This is a genomic window from Herbaspirillum rhizosphaerae, assembly GCF_046025915.1.
Classification (GTDB): Bacteria; Pseudomonadota; Gammaproteobacteria; order Burkholderiales; family Burkholderiaceae_D; genus Herbaspirillum; species Herbaspirillum rhizosphaerae_A.
The window spans coordinates 82254-98101 of record NZ_JAQQFR010000014.1 but is presented as its reverse complement, the minus strand read 5'-3'; the positions used below and the strand labels follow the sequence as shown (position 1 = coordinate 98101).

Sequence of the window (15848 nt, the reverse complement as noted above, 5' to 3'; positions counted from 1 at the left end):
TGTCCGGTGCAGCCGTTTCGGATTCTGACCTTGTCCGGCAGCTTGCGTGCCGCGTTACCTTCTTTTAATCCCGATCTGGAAGGCGCGGAGCCTGCCGAAGTGCGGGCGTTTCGCGCCGTATTGCGCGACGCCGACGCGATTCTCATCGCCAGTCCGGAATACGCCCACGGCGTGCCAGGCGCTTTCAAGAATGCGCTGGACTGGGTAGTCGGTAGTGGTGAATTCATCAACAAGCCGGTGGCTGCCATCAACGCTTCCGGACGCGCCATCCACGCACAGTCCTCCTTGCTCGATACCCTCGCCATGATGAACGCCGACGTCGTTCTGGCCGCTTCGCTGACGGTCGCTTTACCGACCAACAAGCTGGATTGCGCGGCAATGCTTGCCCGCGCAGGGATTGTTGCTGCGCTGAATGAGGCCTTGCAAGCCTTGCAGCGGCACCTCCAGTCGCTGGGGCTGTCTGTCAACAATAGTTAAGAACAGTTGATCTGAATCAAATCCGACGGGATTTCCTCTTCCGATGGCCGGATGCTTCCTTGAAATACGTCTGCACGTCCCAATTTTCTAAGTATTCAAAATTCGGAGCGAAAGCACATCATGCGTCTCGACAAACTCACAACAAAATTGCAGGAAGCTCTGGCAGATGCCCAGAGTCAGGCTGTCGGCAACGACAACCAATACATCGATCCCGTCCACCTGACGCTGGCTTTGCTGGCGCAAGATGACGGCGGCGCTCGTTCGCTGTTGCAGCGCGCCGGCGTCAACGTTGCCGGGCTGACTTCAGCCTTGCAGCATGCGTTGACACGCTTGCCTAAGGTAACGGGCAATGGTGGCGAAGTGCAGATTGGCCGCGAGCTGGTAGCCTTGCTTAATCTGGCCGACAAAGAATCGCAAAAGCATGGCGATCAGTTCATCGCCAGCGAAATGGTCTTGCTCGGCCTCGCCGACGACAAGTCCGACGCCGGCCGTGCCGCGCGTGAAAACGGCCTTTCGCGCAAATCGCTGGAAGCTGCCATCAGCACCGTGCGTGGCGGTGCCAGCGTGTCTTCGCAAGAAGGCGAAGGCCAGCGTGAATCCCTGAAAAAATACACCCTTGATCTGACCGAGCGCGCCCGCAACGGCAAGCTGGATCCCGTGATCGGCCGCGACGACGAGATCCGCCGCGCCATTCAGGTGCTGCAACGCCGCAGCAAAAACAATCCGGTGCTGATCGGTGAGCCGGGCGTTGGTAAAACCGCCATCGTCGAAGGCCTGGCGCAACGTATCGTCAGCGGAGAAGTGCCGGACAGCCTCAAGTCCAAACGCGTGCTGTCGCTCGATATGGCAGCCTTGCTGGCCGGCGCCAAGTATCGCGGCGAATTCGAAGAGCGTCTGAAAGCCGTCCTGAAGGAAATCGCTCAGGACGAGGGCCAGACCATTGTCTTCATCGACGAGTTGCACACCATGGTCGGCGCAGGCAAGGCCGAAGGTGCGATGGATGCGGGCAATATGCTCAAGCCTGCGCTGGCACGCGGTGAGCTGCACTGCGTCGGCGCTACGACGCTGGACGAATATCGCAAGTACATCGAAAAAGATGCTGCGCTGGAGCGCCGCTTCCAGAAGATCATTGTCGATGAACCGAGCGTGGAAGCCACGATCGCGATTTTGCGCGGTCTGCAGGAAAAGTACGAAGTCCATCATGGCGTTGATATCACCGACCCGGCGATCGTCGCAGCAGCGGAGCTGTCGCATCGGTATATCACCGATCGTTTTCTGCCGGACAAGGCGATCGACCTGATCGACGAAGCAGCTGCCAAGATCAAGATTGAAATCGACTCCAAGCCGGAAGTCATGGACAAGCTTGATCGTCGCCTGATCCAGCTGAAGATCGAGCGCGAAGCCGTCAAGCGTGAGAAGGACGAGGCCTCGCAAAAGCGCCTGACGCTGATCGAGGAAGAGATCGTCAAGCTTGAGCGCGAATACGCTGATCTGGAAGAAATCTGGAAAGCGGAAAAAGCGACCGTGCAAGGCAGCCAGCATCTGAAGGAAGAAATCGAGCAGATCCGCCTGCAGATGGATGACGCCACCCGCAAGAGCGACTGGCAGAAAGTGTCTGAGCTCAAGTACGGCAAGTTGGCTGAACTGGAAAAGGCGCTGGAAACGCAAAACAAGCAGGATGCGGCTAGTGAACAGACCGTCGGTAAGCCGCGTTTGGTGCGTACGCAGGTCGGCGCTGAAGAAATCGCCGAGATTGTTGCGCGTGCGACCGGTATTCCCGTTTCGCGCATGATGCAGGGCGAACGCGAGAAATTGTTGCACATGGAAGAGGTATTGCACGAGCGTGTGGTGGGCCAGGACGAAGCGATTGTTGCAGTCTCGGACGCAATCCGCCGCTCGCGCGCCGGACTGGGCGATCCGGGCAAGCCTTACGGCTCGTTCATGTTCCTCGGCCCTACCGGCGTTGGTAAAACCGAATTGTGCAAGGCGCTGGCATCGTATATGTTCGATACCGAAGAAGCCATGATCCGTATCGACATGAGCGAATTCATGGAGAAGCATTCGGTCGCCCGTCTGATCGGCGCGCCACCGGGCTATGTCGGCTATGAAGAGGGCGGTTACCTGACCGAAGCGGTACGGCGCAAGCCTTATAGCGTGATCCTGCTGGATGAAATCGAGAAGGCGCATCCCGACGTGTTCAACGTCTTGCTGCAAGTGCTCGATGATGGCCGCATGACCGACGGACAAGGCCGCACGGTGGATTTCAAGAACACGGTGATTGTGATGACTTCCAATCTTGGTTCCCATAAGATCCAGGCAATGGAAGGCAGCGATCCTGCGGTGGTGAAGATGGCGGTGATGGCCGAAGTCAAGCTGCACTTCCGTCCGGAGTTCATCAATCGGGTCGACGAGATCGTGGTGTTTCATGCACTCGACGAAAAGAACATCGGCGCGATTGCCAAGATCCAGTTGCAGATTCTCGAAAGCCGTCTGGCCAAGATGGATATCGGTCTGGTGATTTCAGATGCCGGCTTGCAGAAGATCGCCGAGGCGGGCTTCGATCCGGTGTATGGCGCGCGTCCGTTGAAACGCGCGATTCAGCAGGAAATCGAGAACCCGCTGTCCAAGCTGATTTTGCAAGGAAAATTCGGTCCCAAGGATGTCGTGCACGTCGGTGTCGAAAATGGTGCACTTTCGTTTAATGCACATTAAGGCAAGCTGAAATGACTTGATCAGTTTCTTGTAATTATGCTATCTAGTTCCCTGATGTTTGGAAAAATGCCACAGAGAAAAACGGTATTTTTCATAGCATCAGGGAATTTTTTTGCGTAAACGATTAAACTCTGAGATCAGAGGACGATAGCGCGTCAAAGGGGCATAGTTGACCTATTTGATGCGAAATCGTATATAAAAAACAATAAAGCACGTGGTCAACCCGTCGTGGGCGATTATGGCAATGATGGCAATCTTTAAGATTCTGCCAACCGGCAAGGGGTGAAATTCTGAAGCAATCTTCATTACAACGGCTGTTTATTCTGCCGTTTGTGTTCCTGATGTTATGCCTGGTAGTGACGATAGGCTGGTTTTTATATCGTGCGGGCGATGATGCCACCGAGGTACTGGCGCGCAATGCGCTGATGGATACCATGAGCCGTGTCGGGCAGGCGACTGACCGTCAGTTGTTGGGTGCGCGCGAGAGTCTGCGCGTGGTAGCTCCCGATCCGATTCCCCCCGCAGAAAAAGGCGGTCAGCCGATTCTGATTCCCTTCCCGAAAGACAAGGCAGCGCTGGAAGAACGCTTGTGGCTGGCTAATAGTCTCTTTGACGATCCTAGCTACGTTTATTTTGGCGGCGCAGATGGTAGCTTCCTGGGTGTGAAGCAGGAACAGGTCAACCTGTTCATGTACAGCACACGTGATCCGCAAGGCAAAAATTACGTTTACCATTTGCGCGGCCCCGGCACGACGCCGACGCTGATTGCGACACAGGATTACGAACCGCGCACGCGGCCCTGGTACGTCCAGGCCATGCGGCGTAAGAGCGAAACGTGGTCGCCGGTGTTTACTGATTTTCGCCTGAAATTCCTCGGCATTACTTTGTCCAAGCCGGTTTATTCGACAGACGGTACCTTGCTCGGCGTGGCGACCAGCAGCATCGGATTACGCCGCCTGAGCGAATTCCTGCAGGCACTGCCGCTGAGCAAGAACGGCGTGGCCTTCATCGTGGAGATGTCCGGCGACCTGATCGCCACGTCGGTGAATGAGCCTATCCACAAAATGAGCGGATCTGATTTTGTTCGTCTCAATGCCAGCCAAAGCAGTTCGCCACTGTTACGCCAAGCTTATGCCGATCTGACTGCATATCTCAAGAAGCAAAAGCTCGAGCCTGGAAAGCTGGTCGTTCAGCGCTTGCAAAGCGACGGGCCCAAGACTGAGCTGGCATTTCGGCTGCATCACGACGACGCAGGACTTGACTGGGTCGTCGTCAGTGCGGTGAGTCGTTCCGACTTCCTCGGATCAGTGACGGGCGGCGTATACCAGACCTTGCTGCTGGGTTTGATCGCGGTCTGCATGACTTTTGTGCTGGGCTTTGTCATATTGCGCTGGGTGTTACGGGATATCCGTAAGCTGACTTTGGCTGCCAAGAGTATCGGCAACGGGGAGCCTTTCCCATCGTTGAATATTGATCGCCGCGACGAAATCGGTCAGTTGGCGCAAAGCTTCCAGGAGATGGAGCGTAACCTGCGCACCGATCGCCTGACGAACGTCCTCAACCGCGATTCCTTCATTGCGCAGATCGATTTCCGCCGCCGCAAGGGCAGTGAAGCAACCCCGCTGCGCTTTGCCTTGCTGTTTATCGATCTCGACAAGTTCAAGTCGATCAACGATCAATATGGTCATGACGAAGGCGACAAGGTGCTCGTCTCGGCGGCGTCGCAATTGCAGCACGCTCTGCGCAAGGATGACTCGGTGGCGCGCTTCGGTGGTGACGAGTTCGTGGTCTATCTGCATGGCGTGTCGGATGAAGAAATCGCCAAGTCGATCGCAGAAAAGATTCGCAACTTCCTCAATCAGCCAATCGAGGGACGCGACGGTAATCAGTACATTGTGGATGCGTCCATCGGTGTGGCGCTGTTTCCGCAGGACGGTCTCGATATCGAGACCTTGCTGCGCGTGGCTGATGAACGCATGTTCGAGCAAAAGCGCATGCATCGTGTCTTGTCGTACGAGGTGCCGGAGACTTCAAGTGCGCCAGATGCACCGGCGGAGCCTGACGAGAAAGATTGATGCGGAAGAATTAAGCCAGCGAAGCAGCTCGCGAAGCATCCAGTAAAAGGCCGTGCAGATTGCACGGCCTTTCTCGTTTATTGTCCGGACCGAGGCTTCAAGACGCACGATTGGTCGGAAATGCAGAAGACGCAGGACGCGTTGACGTTAATAGTGCAGGCTGCGCGCAAGTGGCTTGAGACGTACAAGGACGGATGCAGGACAAATGAAAACGGCGGGAGTCGGAAGCTCCCGCCATTTTTTATACAGGCTCTGCTTTTCGCAGAATGCTTTCGATGGCACCGGTCTGCGCCACGATTTCCTGCAGGTCATTGTTGAGCAGTGCGGAGCGGCGGCGTAGCGTGTGCCAGCCTGACCATTCCGGAGTGCTGGGCTGTGAAGTGAGTGCGAAATCTTCATCCGCTACCGTGTCTGCGAATGGATTTGCAACGGCGGGTGCGACATCCTCAACTGGGACTGTCTGCTTTGGGTTCGGGCCTTCAAGAATGCTTTGCGCTTGCAGCAGATGCGCGGTGGCGTTCAGGTAGGTTTGTTCGATCAGTTTGTTGACCGGTTCACGCGGCAGGCCTTCAGCATGGCGGCGCAGCATGATACGCAGGGCGGCAATGTGGGCTGCGACAAGATAGTTCTGAACCACGAAACGATTGATCTCGCGCACGGCACGCTGCTTGCTCATCGGCTCGTCCATCATGCGCACCTGTGCCGAAATCAGCGCCGACAAGCTATCCATGAAACCCTTGCGGCAGACGCGGTAGAAAAAGTCATCGCCGACTTTTCCTTCCAGCATGTCGCGGCTGGCCTTGATGTAGCGATGGCTGGCATGCAGAACGTTCTTGAGCAGGCGCGGCAGGTCGCGATATTCCCAGCTCGGCAGGACGTAGCTGAAGATGGTGGCAATGGCCACGCCGATGATGGTATCGATCAGGCGTTCGCCGATTACACCGTGATGACCCGCCGGCAGCAACAGGTTCAGCAGCATGAGAATCTGTACCGACGCCGCAATCGCGGTGTAGCGATATTTGACGTAAGTGAACGCAGGCGCCGCCACGCTGGCGATAAAAAGAACCGCGAGCAATCCCATCGGGTCGTGTACGAAGCGCAGAATCAATGCGGTGATCAGACAGCCAATAATAGTGCCGATCAGACGGTCGCTCATACGCTGTTTGGTCGAGCTGAAATTGGGTTTGAGGATAATGACAATGGTCAAGACAATCCAGTAGCCGTGCGACATATACGGCAGTGCCGATGCTATCCACAGCCCGGTCGACACCGCCAGCGCCACGCGGATGGCGAAGCGGAAGATGGGCGATTGCCAGCGCAGGTTGGCAATCAGCAGGCCGGCTTTGTATTTTTGTTGCGTCAGGAAAGGCGTCATGTCCGAACCCGGCAGGATAGGGATGGCGTCGATCGGCGTGCTCGTCGCCAGATGCAATTGTGCGATCAGTTCGATGATGTCGAGGATCTTGTTGTAGGTGACGCGCAGCACCGTGATGGCTTCATCCGGAATGTGTCCGGCGAGGCTGTCTTGCTGCAACTGCTGCAGTTCATATTGCACGGCGCGCAACTCGGCTTTGTAATTGACGGTCGGTGTGGATGCGCGCTTGCGGGTGACCGCATAGGCGATGGATTCGATATCTTCGGCCGTCTTGTTGGCGAGGTCGCGTAAAAAGATGATGACGTCGGTATCGCCGAAATGGCTGCGTAGCAGCGCATAGTCGGCATGCGTCGACAAGACCTGCTCGTAAAGCTCCAGCATGCTCAGATGGACGTGTACCAGCAAGCCGTCCTGTTTGGTGTGCATGTCGCGCAGCACCAGGTCGCGCGACGCTTGCAGCTTGTCTGCCAGCACGATTTGCTGGCGCACCAGTGTCGTGAACTGCGACTGCAGATCGCTGCGCACGTCGTAGAAATCCGCCTTGATGCGCAGATAGCGCGCCAGCTCGAACAGCGCTTCCGCCAAAACCTGCTGTTTGACGCGACGTCGTAAAAAATACGACACCGTCATCGAATACGCCAGATAACCCAAGCCGCCGGCGAGGAAGAAGCCGGCATGCAGAAAGGCCTCTTCAAACGGCACGGTGTTTTCCATCGACAGCGTCATGACCATCAGCGCAGCGAATTGCAGCGGCAGCGTCTTCTTGCCGTACACCACCATCATGCTGGCGAGGAAGCTGACAACCACCATCGCCACGCTGACCAGCCAGTGGATCGGCGCACACAGACTGATCACGAGCATTACCAGCGTGCAGAGCAGGACGCCTGCCAGCATTTCATTGAATTTGTGTCGCAGCGGACTCGGCAAGTCCATCAGGCTGGTACAAAGCGCGCCGAGAAAGACCGTCATGGTGGTCTGCATGTCCGCCATGTTGAAGACCAGCATGGTGAGCCCGACGACACCCGTGGCGATGCGCAGGCCGGTATAGAAATAATGGCTGAAGAGGAAAGTGCGTATATCCAGGGCGTAATGCATGTAGGCAGTCGGCGTAAATTTCTATAGACGCCATTCTGACCCTTCTATCTGTAATAGACAACAGATTCGCCACCCGACGTCTGCTGAAAGCGCTGTCGGACGATGTCGCCATTCATCCGACGTGCTTACTTGACCAATTAGTTTATGGCAATGGAAACACCAGGCAGGTTGTTGTTGCATGCGCATAAATTTTGCCGTCAACGTCAACAATGCGGCCTTCGGCGATGCCGACACGATTACCGACCTGAATGACCTTGCCTTCGGCGCGCACCGTGCCTGTCTTGGCCGTCAACGCGCGAATCAGGTTGACCTTCAGTTCCAGCGTCGTATAACCCACGCCTTGCGGCAATACAGAGTGCACTGCACAACCGACGGCGGAGTCGAGCAGGGTGCAAAAGTAGCCGCCGTGCACGCTGCCGAGCGGATTGTAGTGCTGCTTTCCTGGTGTGCCTTGAAAGACAATGCGACCGGGTTCGCCTTCGACCGGGACGAAGTCCATGGTTTCGCCGATCGGCACTGATGGCAGTTCGCCGTCCCAGATACGCTGCAAGAACTCCATGCCTGTGCCTGCTTTCAGGTCGTCCATCGAGGCGACGCCGGGCGCGGCGAGTTTGGCGCGGACTTCAGCTTCGCGGGTTTGCCATTGCTTGAGTATCTCTTCTCTGCTGTTCATGTTTTTCCTTGTCTTTATGAATGATGTGGATGCGATAAAGAGCTGAATCGTTGGTCGATAGAGCGTTACTTTTATGATGAAAGAATCGTGCCATTATGCCGTGCACGTTTTCATTTGCGTGAAAGAAGGTGTGAAGTCGGCGGTTAAAACGGCGATTTTTCATGATGCAAAAACACCGTTTCATATTGTGAAAAATGCGATTGCGCAGCATCATGAATTTATTTCATTTTCAGAAATTTCATTTCGTATCGCAAAATCGTTAAATTAACTAATTGAATAATAAGGAAAATAATTTATTGATATGTCTTATATAAGACATTGTTGCTGCGCACCTAAAAGCCTACTATGAAGTCATGGAATTCACTTTTTGACCTCCATTTTTCGACTACCTGATTAACCTTAAGGAGATTGACCATGACAACACGTGAACAGCAAATCCAGGCATTGGCAAAAGACTGGGCAGAAAATCCACGCTGGAAAGGTGTCAAGCGCAACTACACTGCTGACGACGTGGTGCGCCTGCGCGGTTCGGTGCAAATCGAACATACGCTTGCCAAGCGCGGCGCTGAAAAACTGTGGAATCTGGTCAACAACGAACCGTTCGTCAACGCACTGGGCGCACTGACCGGCAATCAGGCGATGCAGCAAGTCAAGGCCGGCCTGAAGGCGATCTACCTGTCCGGTTGGCAAGTCGCCGGCGACGCCAATCTGGCCGGTGAAATGTATCCCGACCAATCGCTGTATCCGGCCAACTCGGTGCCGATGGTGGTCAAGCGCATCAACAACACTTTCCAGCGCGCAGACCAGATCCAATGGTCGGAGGGCAAGAACGATATCGACTTCTTCGCGCCGATCGTGGCTGATGCAGAAGCTGGTTTTGGCGGCGTGCTGAACGCCTATGAACTGATGAAGTCGATGATCGATGCAGGCGCCGCCGGCGTTCACTTCGAAGATCAACTGGCATCGGTGAAGAAGTGCGGCCACATGGGCGGCAAGGTGCTGGTGCCGACACGCGAAGCAGTTGAAAAGCTCAACGCAGCGCGCCTGGCGGCTGATGTCTCCGGCACGAGCACATTGGTGATCGCCCGTACCGACGCGGAAGCAGCCGATTTGCTGACTTCTGATGTGGATGACAACGACAAGCCTTTCCTGACCGGCGAACGTACTGTTGAAGGCTTCTTCAAGACCCGTCCGGGCATTGAGCAGGCCATCTCGCGTGGTCTGGCTTATTCGGAATACGCCGATCTGGTCTGGTGTGAAACCGGCAAGCCGGATCTGGCCTTCGCGAAGAAGTTCGCCGAAGCCATCCATGCCAAGTTCCCAGGCAAGATGCTGTCGTATAACTGCTCGCCATCGTTCAACTGGAAGAAGAATCTGGACGATGCGACCATCGCCAAATTCCAGAAGGAACTGGGCGCAATGGGCTACAAGTTCCAGTTCATCACGCTGGCTGGTTTCCATGCGCTGAACTACTCGATGTTCAATCTGGCACATGGCTATGCACGCAACCAGATGTCGGCCTTCGTCGAGTTGCAGGAAGCCGAATTCGCAGCCGCCGACAAGGGCTTCACTGCCGTCAAGCATCAGCGCGAAGTCGGCACCGGCTATTTCGACGCAGTGACACAAGCAATCCAGCAAGGTCAGTCGTCGACGACTGCGCTGCACGGTTCGACCGAAGATGAACAATTCTTCGACGGTAAGGAAAAGAAAGTCGCCTGAAGCTGAGTCTCAATTATAGAGAACGGCATCAGGCTGGAGAGAATGTCTGAGGAGACTAGGGGGTACAACCCCGGTGGTGGGAAAGCCGCACTTCACAAGAGTGCGGCTTTTTTTATTGAATCTTACCGACGCGTTATTTGTGCTGTCTGATGGTGCCGTCGCGCACTTCAAAGACGGCGTCGCCAAGGATATCGACGTCAGCAGGATCATGCGTAATGATCAGCATCGGCACACGCAATTGCTGCTGCAGTTCGCTCAGCTCGTGGCGCATGCGTTCACGCAGGGAAAGATCCAGCGCAGAGAAAGGCTCGTCCAGCAGCAAAATATCAGGTTGTGCCACCAGCGCGCGTGCCAAGGCAACTCGCTGGCGTTGGCCTCCGGAAATCTGCGAAGGATAGCTGCCGGCAGTGGCTTCCAAGCCGAATGCCTCTAACCATTTCATCACCGTCGGATGCGCTGCCGGGCGACGCAGGTTGAAGCAGCCGCGCTGCAAGCCGAACGCAATATTCTGCGCCACGGTCAGATGCGGGAAGAGGGCGTAGTCCTGAAACAGGTAAGCCACGTTGCGCTGCTGCGGGCGGACGTTGATGTCATGCGCGGCGTCGAACAATGTGCGCTGATTGAGATTGATCTTGCCTTCGTCCGGCGTCATCAGGCCGGCGATGGCTTTAAGTGTCAGACTCTTGCCTGCACCAGATGGCCCGTACAGCACGATGCGGTCGCTGTCGGACGAGAAGGCGATATTGAGGTCGAATACGCGATCATTGGCGCGCAGTTCCTTGCGGATTTGGACGTCGACGCTCATGACAGATCCGCCCGGCGTGCATGTTCCGGCACCAGTCGTCCGGCGATCAGCAAGACCGCGACGCAAGTGACTGAGGTAATGACGACCAGTAAGGTCGCGGTGGAATCGTCGCCGGCTTGCACGGCTTCGTAGATGGCGACCGACAAGGTTTGCGTACGTCCCGGCAGATTGCCTGCAATCATCAGCGTCGCGCCAAATTCACCCAGCGCCCGCGCGAACGCCAGCAACACGCCGGCAGCGATGCCGCGCGCGGCCAATGGCAAGCTGACGCGGAAAAATACGCCGGCTTCAGAGACGCCCAGTACGCGGGCGGCGTTTTCCAGTTGCTTGTCGACGTTTTCAAAGGCGGCGCGAGCCGATTTCAAGACGAGCGGGAAGGCAACAATCGTTGACGCAATCACGGCGCCTTGCCAGGTAAATACCAACTCAATGCCCATCTTGGACAGCCATGCGCCAAAGACGCCGCGCTTGCCGAGTAGCACCAGCAGATAGTAGCCAAGGACAGTCGGCGGCAGCACCAGCGGTAGCGTCAGAATGGAGTCGATCAGGTCGCGCAAGGGCGAGCGCCAGCGCGACAGACCGTAAGCCGCCGCGACACCGAAGAAAAGATTGAGCACCGTTGCCCATCCCGCGACTTTCAACGAGAGGAGCAACGGCGTCCAGACTGAACCCATAAAGAAAACGCCTGAGTGAGTAAGAGTTGAAGTTAAATCAGCCCGCAGGGTATCAGGGTTTCAGGAAGCCGTAACGGGCCAGAACGGCCTGACCGGCAGCCGATTGCACGTAGGTGAGGTATTTGTTTGCCAATTCCGCTTGTGCGGTGTTGGTGGTGACGGCGATCGGATAGGTTGCAGGCGTGTCGGATGGGATACGGATCGCCACCTTGACCTTGTCCGGCATCACGGCGGCATCGGTTGCGAACACGAAACCGGCTTCGACTTCCCCACGGGCGACATAGTCCAGGCTCTGGCGCACGTTTTGCGCCATCACACCTTTGGCGAGCACCGCATCCCACAGGCCGGCATGTTCCAGCGCGGTCTTGGTGTAGCGGCCGAAAGGTACTGACGCCGGATTGCCGAGGGCAACTTTCTTGACGCTGGCTTGTGTCAGGTCCTTCAGATTGGTCAACGGCAGGGTGCTGTCGTTCGGCACGATCAGGACGATCTGATTGGCGGCGAAGTTCTTGCGGGTAGCCGGCTGTACGGCTTTTTCGGCGACGGCCTTGTCCATGGCGGTCTGGTCGGCGGAAGCAAATACGTCAGCCGGGGCGCCGCGCACGATTTGTTGCATCAGGATGTCGGACGCGCCGAAGTTATTGATGACCTTGACGCCCGGGTTTTGCTGTTCGAACGCCGTACCGAGATCCTTGAATGCGTTGGTCAGGCTGGCGGCAGCGGACACCACCAGGTCAGTGGCGTGTGCAGTTGTCGCCGCGAAGGGTAGCGCCAGCAAGAAGAAAGAGGCGGACGCGGCGAGTCGGCGCATGGTTTGTGCGGTAGCGGTCGTGAACATGGGGTTCCTGATTTTTTAAATGGGAAGGCGAATCTGATCGGAATATACGTAAGGATATAGCGATAGTCAATTCGCTGCCGGATATACATATAATTTGAGCGAGGCCCTTGCTACAATCTCGTCCATGACAAATTCCAAAACCGTACGACTGCGCGTGATGCAAGGCGAGACGATTGCCTTCGGCCCCGGCAAAGCCGCGCTGCTGCTAGCGATAGAACGCACCGGCTCGATCTCCGGCGCAGCACGGGAGATGGAAATGTCCTATCGACGTGCCTGGTTGCTGGTGGAAGAAATGAACCGCTGCTTCACCAAGCCGCTGGTGCAAACCGCAACCGGCGGCGCCAAAGGCGGGGGCGCCAGCATCACCGAGGTGGCGCGCGAGGTCATTTCTTGCTATCAACGGATGCAAAAGAAGGCGGATGCCGCAGTTGAAAAAGACATGCAGTATTTGCGGTCGCTGATTGTCGATGCCGACAAAGACTGAAGACATTGTCGATGCGCACCAGTCTCCTTAAATTTCGCTTTCGCCTGCAAAAACTTTTCCGCATGTCGGAAAGCCACGCAATGCTGTTGTGGGCGGCCATCATCGGTTTCGTCGGCGCGTTAGCGACCATTTTTTTCCGAGAATGCATCGGTTGGGTGCAATACCTGCTGACCGGCCATAGCGGCAGCTTCGTTGAAATCGCCAAGGGTCTGCCCTGGCATATGCGTGTGCTGCTACCGACCGGCGGTGGCGTAGTGGCCGGGCTGATCCTGATCTGGGCCAAACGCATGCCGGCCGGTGCGACCTCTGACTATATGGAGGCGGTTGCCATCGGTGACGGTCGCATTCCAATCCGGCATACCTTGTTGCGCAGCTTGTCGTCGCTAGCGACCGTCGGCTCGGGCGGTTCGATCGGACGAGAAGGGCCGATGGTTCAGCTGGCGGCCTTGTGTGCTTCTCTGGTGGGGCGTTTCGCGCACTTTCCGGCGTCGCGCATGCGGCTATTGGTGGCTTGTGGTGCGGCGGCAGGAATTACGTCTGCCTACAACGCGCCCATTGCCGGTGCTTTCTTCGTGACGGAGATCGTGCTCGGTGCGCTGGTGATGGAAAGCTTCGGCCCCGTCGTCGTGGCGTCTGTGGTGGCCAACATCACCATGCGTGAACTGCCGGGTTATGCACCTGCCTACGAAATGCCGTACTTCCCGGAAGTCGGCGGTGTTGAAATCATCCTTTTTGTCGTGCTTGGCATCATCGCCGGTTTGCTGGCGCCGCAGTTTCTGCGTTTGCTGGATATCAGCAAGCAGCTGTTCCAGAAAACCCGCTTGCCGCTGCCGTTGCGTCTGGGTGTCGGGGGCTTGCTGGTCGGCCTGCTGTCAATCCAGGTGCCGGAAGTCTGGGGCAACGGCTACAGCGTCGTCAATTCGCTGCTGCACACCAACTGGCTTTGGTCGACTGTACTGGTCGTCATGATTTACAAAATCGTCGCGACCGCGCTGACCACCGGCTCCGGCGCTGTGGGCGGTATCTTTACGCCTACCTTGTTCGTGGGCGCCGCCATCGGCTTCTTGTTCGGCGATGTGGCGCACGCGTTGTGGCCGCATGCGATCTCGCAGCCGTTTGCTTATGCGATGGTCGGCATGGGGGCCTTTTTGGCGGCGGCCACCAATGCCCCGTTGATGGCAATTCTGATGATCTTTGAAATGACGCTGAGCTATCAGGTGGTGCTGCCGCTGATGTTGTCGTGTGTGGTGGCGTATTTCATCGCGCGCAGCCTCGATGGCAATTCGATGTACGAGATTACCCTCAAACGCCACCGCGACGCAGCAGAGCGTATCCGCCTGCGCGGCACGCATATGAGCGAACTGATCAAGCCGGCGGAAACCGTCTTGCAGAAGGACGCGCCGTTTTCCGAGGTGACGCGGATTTTCCTGCAATATCCGGTGAAGTACATTTACATTACCGATCAGGACAACCGTTATCTAGGTGTTGTTGCCTTGCAGGACGTGACATCGTTGCTGCTCGACAAGAACGATACCGATACCAAGCGCGCCGGCGAGTTCATGCGCACGCATTTTCTGCATGAAGTGACGCCAGACATGTCGCTGGGCGAGGCTTTGCAGCTGTTTCTCGATCACCAGGGGGAGCGTTTACCGGTGATCGCCAGTGTTGAAAATCCGCAGTTGTTGGGCGTTGTCTTCAAGACATCATTGCTGGATGCTTATTTCAGACTGGATCGTTCTGGCGAGTAGGTTGCAAAAATGTGTTGGCAGGTTTGTAACAAACGAGAGCAGGGACGACTATTGAGGGGGCAACCTTGTTAGAATGCGAGATTATTTGTGAGAAAGTACCAAATTGCATCGTTTTTTGATCGCAAGAGTGCTGCCACAGCTGGCCGTTGACGCCATTAACATATCAGGGATTCGAACGATTTTATGCTGAGTTACCGCCATGGCTTTCATGCTGGCAATCATGCTGATGTGCTCAAGCACATGGTTACGATCCAACTACTACGTTATTTAGGCCAGAAAGAAACTCCGTACATGGTGATCGATACCCATGCCGGTGCGGGTGTTTACGCGCTGGACGGGAATTACGCCAGCAAGAATGCCGAATACGAAACCGGCATTGCTCCATTGTGGGATCGTACCGATCTGCCTGAAGCCCTTGCCGACTACGTGCAACTGGTCAAAGACCTCAATCCCAGCGGCAAGATGCGCTATTACCCGGGTTCGCCTTATTGCGCCAACCAGGTGATGCGCGAGCAGGATCGTCTGCGTCTGTTTGAACTTCATCCGACTGAAAGCAAAGTGCTGGCGGATAACTTCCGCAAGCTTGATGCGCATGCAGCCGAGCAGGGCAAGCGTCCGTCCGGCCGTGGCCGTCGGGTGCTGGTCGAACGCGGTGATGGTTTTCTGGCGCTCAAGGCCTTGCTGCCGCCGCCATCGCGCCGCGCTTTGGTGCTGATCGATCCTCCTTATGAAGACAAGCGTGACTATCAGCGCGTAAAAGAATCGCTGCAGGACGCATTGGTGCGCTTCCCCACCGGGACTTACGCGGTCTGGTATCCCGTATTGCAACGGATAGAATCCAAACAATTCTCGGACCGACTTAAACGCCTTGGTGCCAAGAGCTGGCTGAATGTGACGCTGTCGATCTGCTCGCCGTCGCCGGACGGTTTTGGCTTGCATACGAGCGGCATGTTCTTGCTCAATCCGCCATGGACGCTGGAAGCCACTCTCAAGGAAGTCATGCCCTATCTGGTCAAGGTATTGGGACGGGACAGCGGTGCAGGCTTCTTGCTGGAATCGGGAGAAGCCTAGGATGGTTCGTTCTGACGAGATTGGCGCCGATGTCGGGCTAGGGCTGCATTGCCGTCTCACCTGTGAAATGTTTTCTGGTATTCATGACGCATCACGGCATAC

At 56.3% G+C, this 15848-nt stretch carries 13 protein-coding genes; 8 read left to right on the top strand and 5 right to left on the bottom strand.

The window, feature by feature from the left end; all coding sequences use genetic code 11:
* The first annotated feature begins 6 nt into the window (after window positions 1-6).
* The 3 genes from PQR63_RS19815 (at window position 7) to PQR63_RS19805 (ending at window position 5264) form a co-directional block, all read left to right on the top strand.
* Window positions 7-477 (top strand): NADPH-dependent FMN reductase, encoded by a 471-nt coding sequence (locus PQR63_RS19815; RefSeq protein WP_408169672.1) that lies wholly within the window; start codon window positions 7-9, stop codon window positions 475-477.
* 120 nt (window positions 478-597) lie between these two features.
* Entirely contained in the window at window positions 598-3189 is a 2592-nt protein-coding gene (gene clpB / locus PQR63_RS19810) for an ATP-dependent chaperone ClpB (protein WP_408169671.1), read from the top strand.
* 341 nt (window positions 3190-3530) lie between these two features.
* Window positions 3531-5264: a sensor domain-containing diguanylate cyclase gene (locus PQR63_RS19805; protein ID WP_408169670.1), complete on the top strand. Its 1734-nt coding sequence runs from the start codon at window positions 3531-3533 to the stop codon at window positions 5262-5264.
* A 241-nt stretch (window positions 5265-5505) separates the two neighbouring features.
* On the opposite strand, the gene PQR63_RS19800 is transcribed toward PQR63_RS19805, so the two are convergent.
* Complete coding sequence (locus PQR63_RS19800; RefSeq protein ID WP_408169669.1) at window positions 5506-7734, bottom strand: FUSC family protein; 2229 nt, start codon at window positions 7732-7734, stop codon at window positions 5506-5508.
* 142 nt (window positions 7735-7876) lie between these two features.
* Window positions 7877-8407 (bottom strand): PaaI family thioesterase, encoded by a 531-nt coding sequence (locus tag PQR63_RS19795; RefSeq protein ID WP_408169668.1) that lies wholly within the window; start codon window positions 8405-8407, stop codon window positions 7877-7879.
* 73 nt (window positions 8408-8480) lie between these two features.
* On the opposite strand from PQR63_RS19795, the gene PQR63_RS19790 reads away from it, so the two are divergent.
* Window positions 8481-8675 carry a hypothetical protein gene (locus PQR63_RS19790; protein ID WP_408169667.1) on the top strand — a complete coding sequence of 65 codons (195 nt, stop codon included), beginning with the start codon at window positions 8481-8483 and terminating at the stop codon, window positions 8673-8675.
* A gap of 146 nt (window positions 8676-8821) precedes the next feature.
* On the top strand, window positions 8822-10126 hold the full coding sequence (gene aceA, locus PQR63_RS19785; protein WP_408169666.1) for an isocitrate lyase: 1305 nt from the start codon (window positions 8822-8824) through the stop codon (window positions 10124-10126).
* 133 nt (window positions 10127-10259) lie between these two features.
* Here aceA and PQR63_RS19780 read toward each other — a convergent pair whose 3' ends face one another.
* Genes PQR63_RS19780 through modA form a run of 3 tightly spaced genes read right to left on the bottom strand, consistent with a single transcriptional unit; the run spans window position 10260 to window position 12443 of the window.
* Entirely contained in the window at window positions 10260-10931 is a 672-nt protein-coding gene (locus PQR63_RS19780) for an ABC transporter ATP-binding protein (protein WP_408169665.1), read from the bottom strand.
* Window positions 10928-11605: a molybdate ABC transporter permease subunit gene (modB, locus tag PQR63_RS19775; protein ID WP_408169664.1), complete on the bottom strand. Its 678-nt coding sequence runs from the start codon at window positions 11603-11605 to the stop codon at window positions 10928-10930. Before modB ends, PQR63_RS19780 begins: the two co-directional genes overlap by 4 nt.
* Before the next feature lie 52 nt (window positions 11606-11657).
* Window positions 11658-12443, bottom strand: coding sequence for a molybdate ABC transporter substrate-binding protein (modA, locus tag PQR63_RS19770; RefSeq protein WP_408169663.1), 786 nt, complete (start codon window positions 12441-12443; stop codon window positions 11658-11660).
* A 124-nt stretch (window positions 12444-12567) separates the two neighbouring features.
* Here modA and PQR63_RS19765 point away from each other — a divergent pair, with 124 nt between their 5' ends.
* The 3 genes from PQR63_RS19765 to PQR63_RS19755 all read left to right on the top strand — a co-directional run bounded on the left by PQR63_RS19765 (window position 12568) and on the right by PQR63_RS19755 (window position 15746).
* The gene (locus PQR63_RS19765) at window positions 12568-12927 is read left to right on the top strand and encodes a winged helix-turn-helix domain-containing protein (RefSeq protein ID WP_408169662.1); all 360 of its coding nucleotides are present in this window, start codon (window positions 12568-12570) and stop codon (window positions 12925-12927) included.
* Window positions 12928-12938: 11 nt separating this feature from the next.
* Window positions 12939-14675, top strand: a complete 1737-nt coding sequence (locus PQR63_RS19760; protein WP_408169661.1) for a ClcB-like voltage-gated chloride channel protein — start codon at window positions 12939-12941, stop codon at window positions 14673-14675.
* Window positions 14676-14858: 183 nt separating this feature from the next.
* Window positions 14859-15746, top strand: coding sequence for a 23S rRNA (adenine(2030)-N(6))-methyltransferase RlmJ (locus PQR63_RS19755; RefSeq protein ID WP_094564148.1), 888 nt, complete (start codon window positions 14859-14861; stop codon window positions 15744-15746).
* Window positions 15747-15848 lie beyond the last annotated feature (102 nt).

Coding starts and splice junctions, on each gene's coding strand:
- PQR63_RS19780 (WP_408169665.1), bottom strand. CDS start 10,931: ATGAGCGTCGACGTCCAAATCCGCAAGGAACTGCGCGCCAATGATCGC.
- PQR63_RS19760 (WP_408169661.1), top strand. CDS start 12,939: ATGCGCACCAGTCTCCTTAAATTTCGCTTTCGCCTGCAAAAACTTTTC.
- clpB (WP_408169671.1), top strand. CDS start 598: ATGCGTCTCGACAAACTCACAACAAAATTGCAGGAAGCTCTGGCAGAT.
- modB (WP_408169664.1), bottom strand. CDS start 11,605: ATGGGTTCAGTCTGGACGCCGTTGCTCCTCTCGTTGAAAGTCGCGGGA.
- PQR63_RS19800 (WP_408169669.1), bottom strand. CDS start 7,734: ATGCATTACGCCCTGGATATACGCACTTTCCTCTTCAGCCATTATTTC.
- modA (WP_408169663.1), bottom strand. CDS start 12,443: ATGTTCACGACCGCTACCGCACAAACCATGCGCCGACTCGCCGCGTCC.
- PQR63_RS19790 (WP_408169667.1), top strand. CDS start 8,481: ATGATGAAAGAATCGTGCCATTATGCCGTGCACGTTTTCATTTGCGTG.
- aceA (WP_408169666.1), top strand. CDS start 8,822: ATGACAACACGTGAACAGCAAATCCAGGCATTGGCAAAAGACTGGGCA.
- PQR63_RS19765 (WP_408169662.1), top strand. CDS start 12,568: ATGACAAATTCCAAAACCGTACGACTGCGCGTGATGCAAGGCGAGACG.
- PQR63_RS19795 (WP_408169668.1), bottom strand. CDS start 8,407: ATGAACAGCAGAGAAGAGATACTCAAGCAATGGCAAACCCGCGAAGCT.
- PQR63_RS19805 (WP_408169670.1), top strand. CDS start 3,531: ATGTTATGCCTGGTAGTGACGATAGGCTGGTTTTTATATCGTGCGGGC.
- PQR63_RS19755 (WP_094564148.1), top strand. CDS start 14,859: ATGCTGAGTTACCGCCATGGCTTTCATGCTGGCAATCATGCTGATGTG.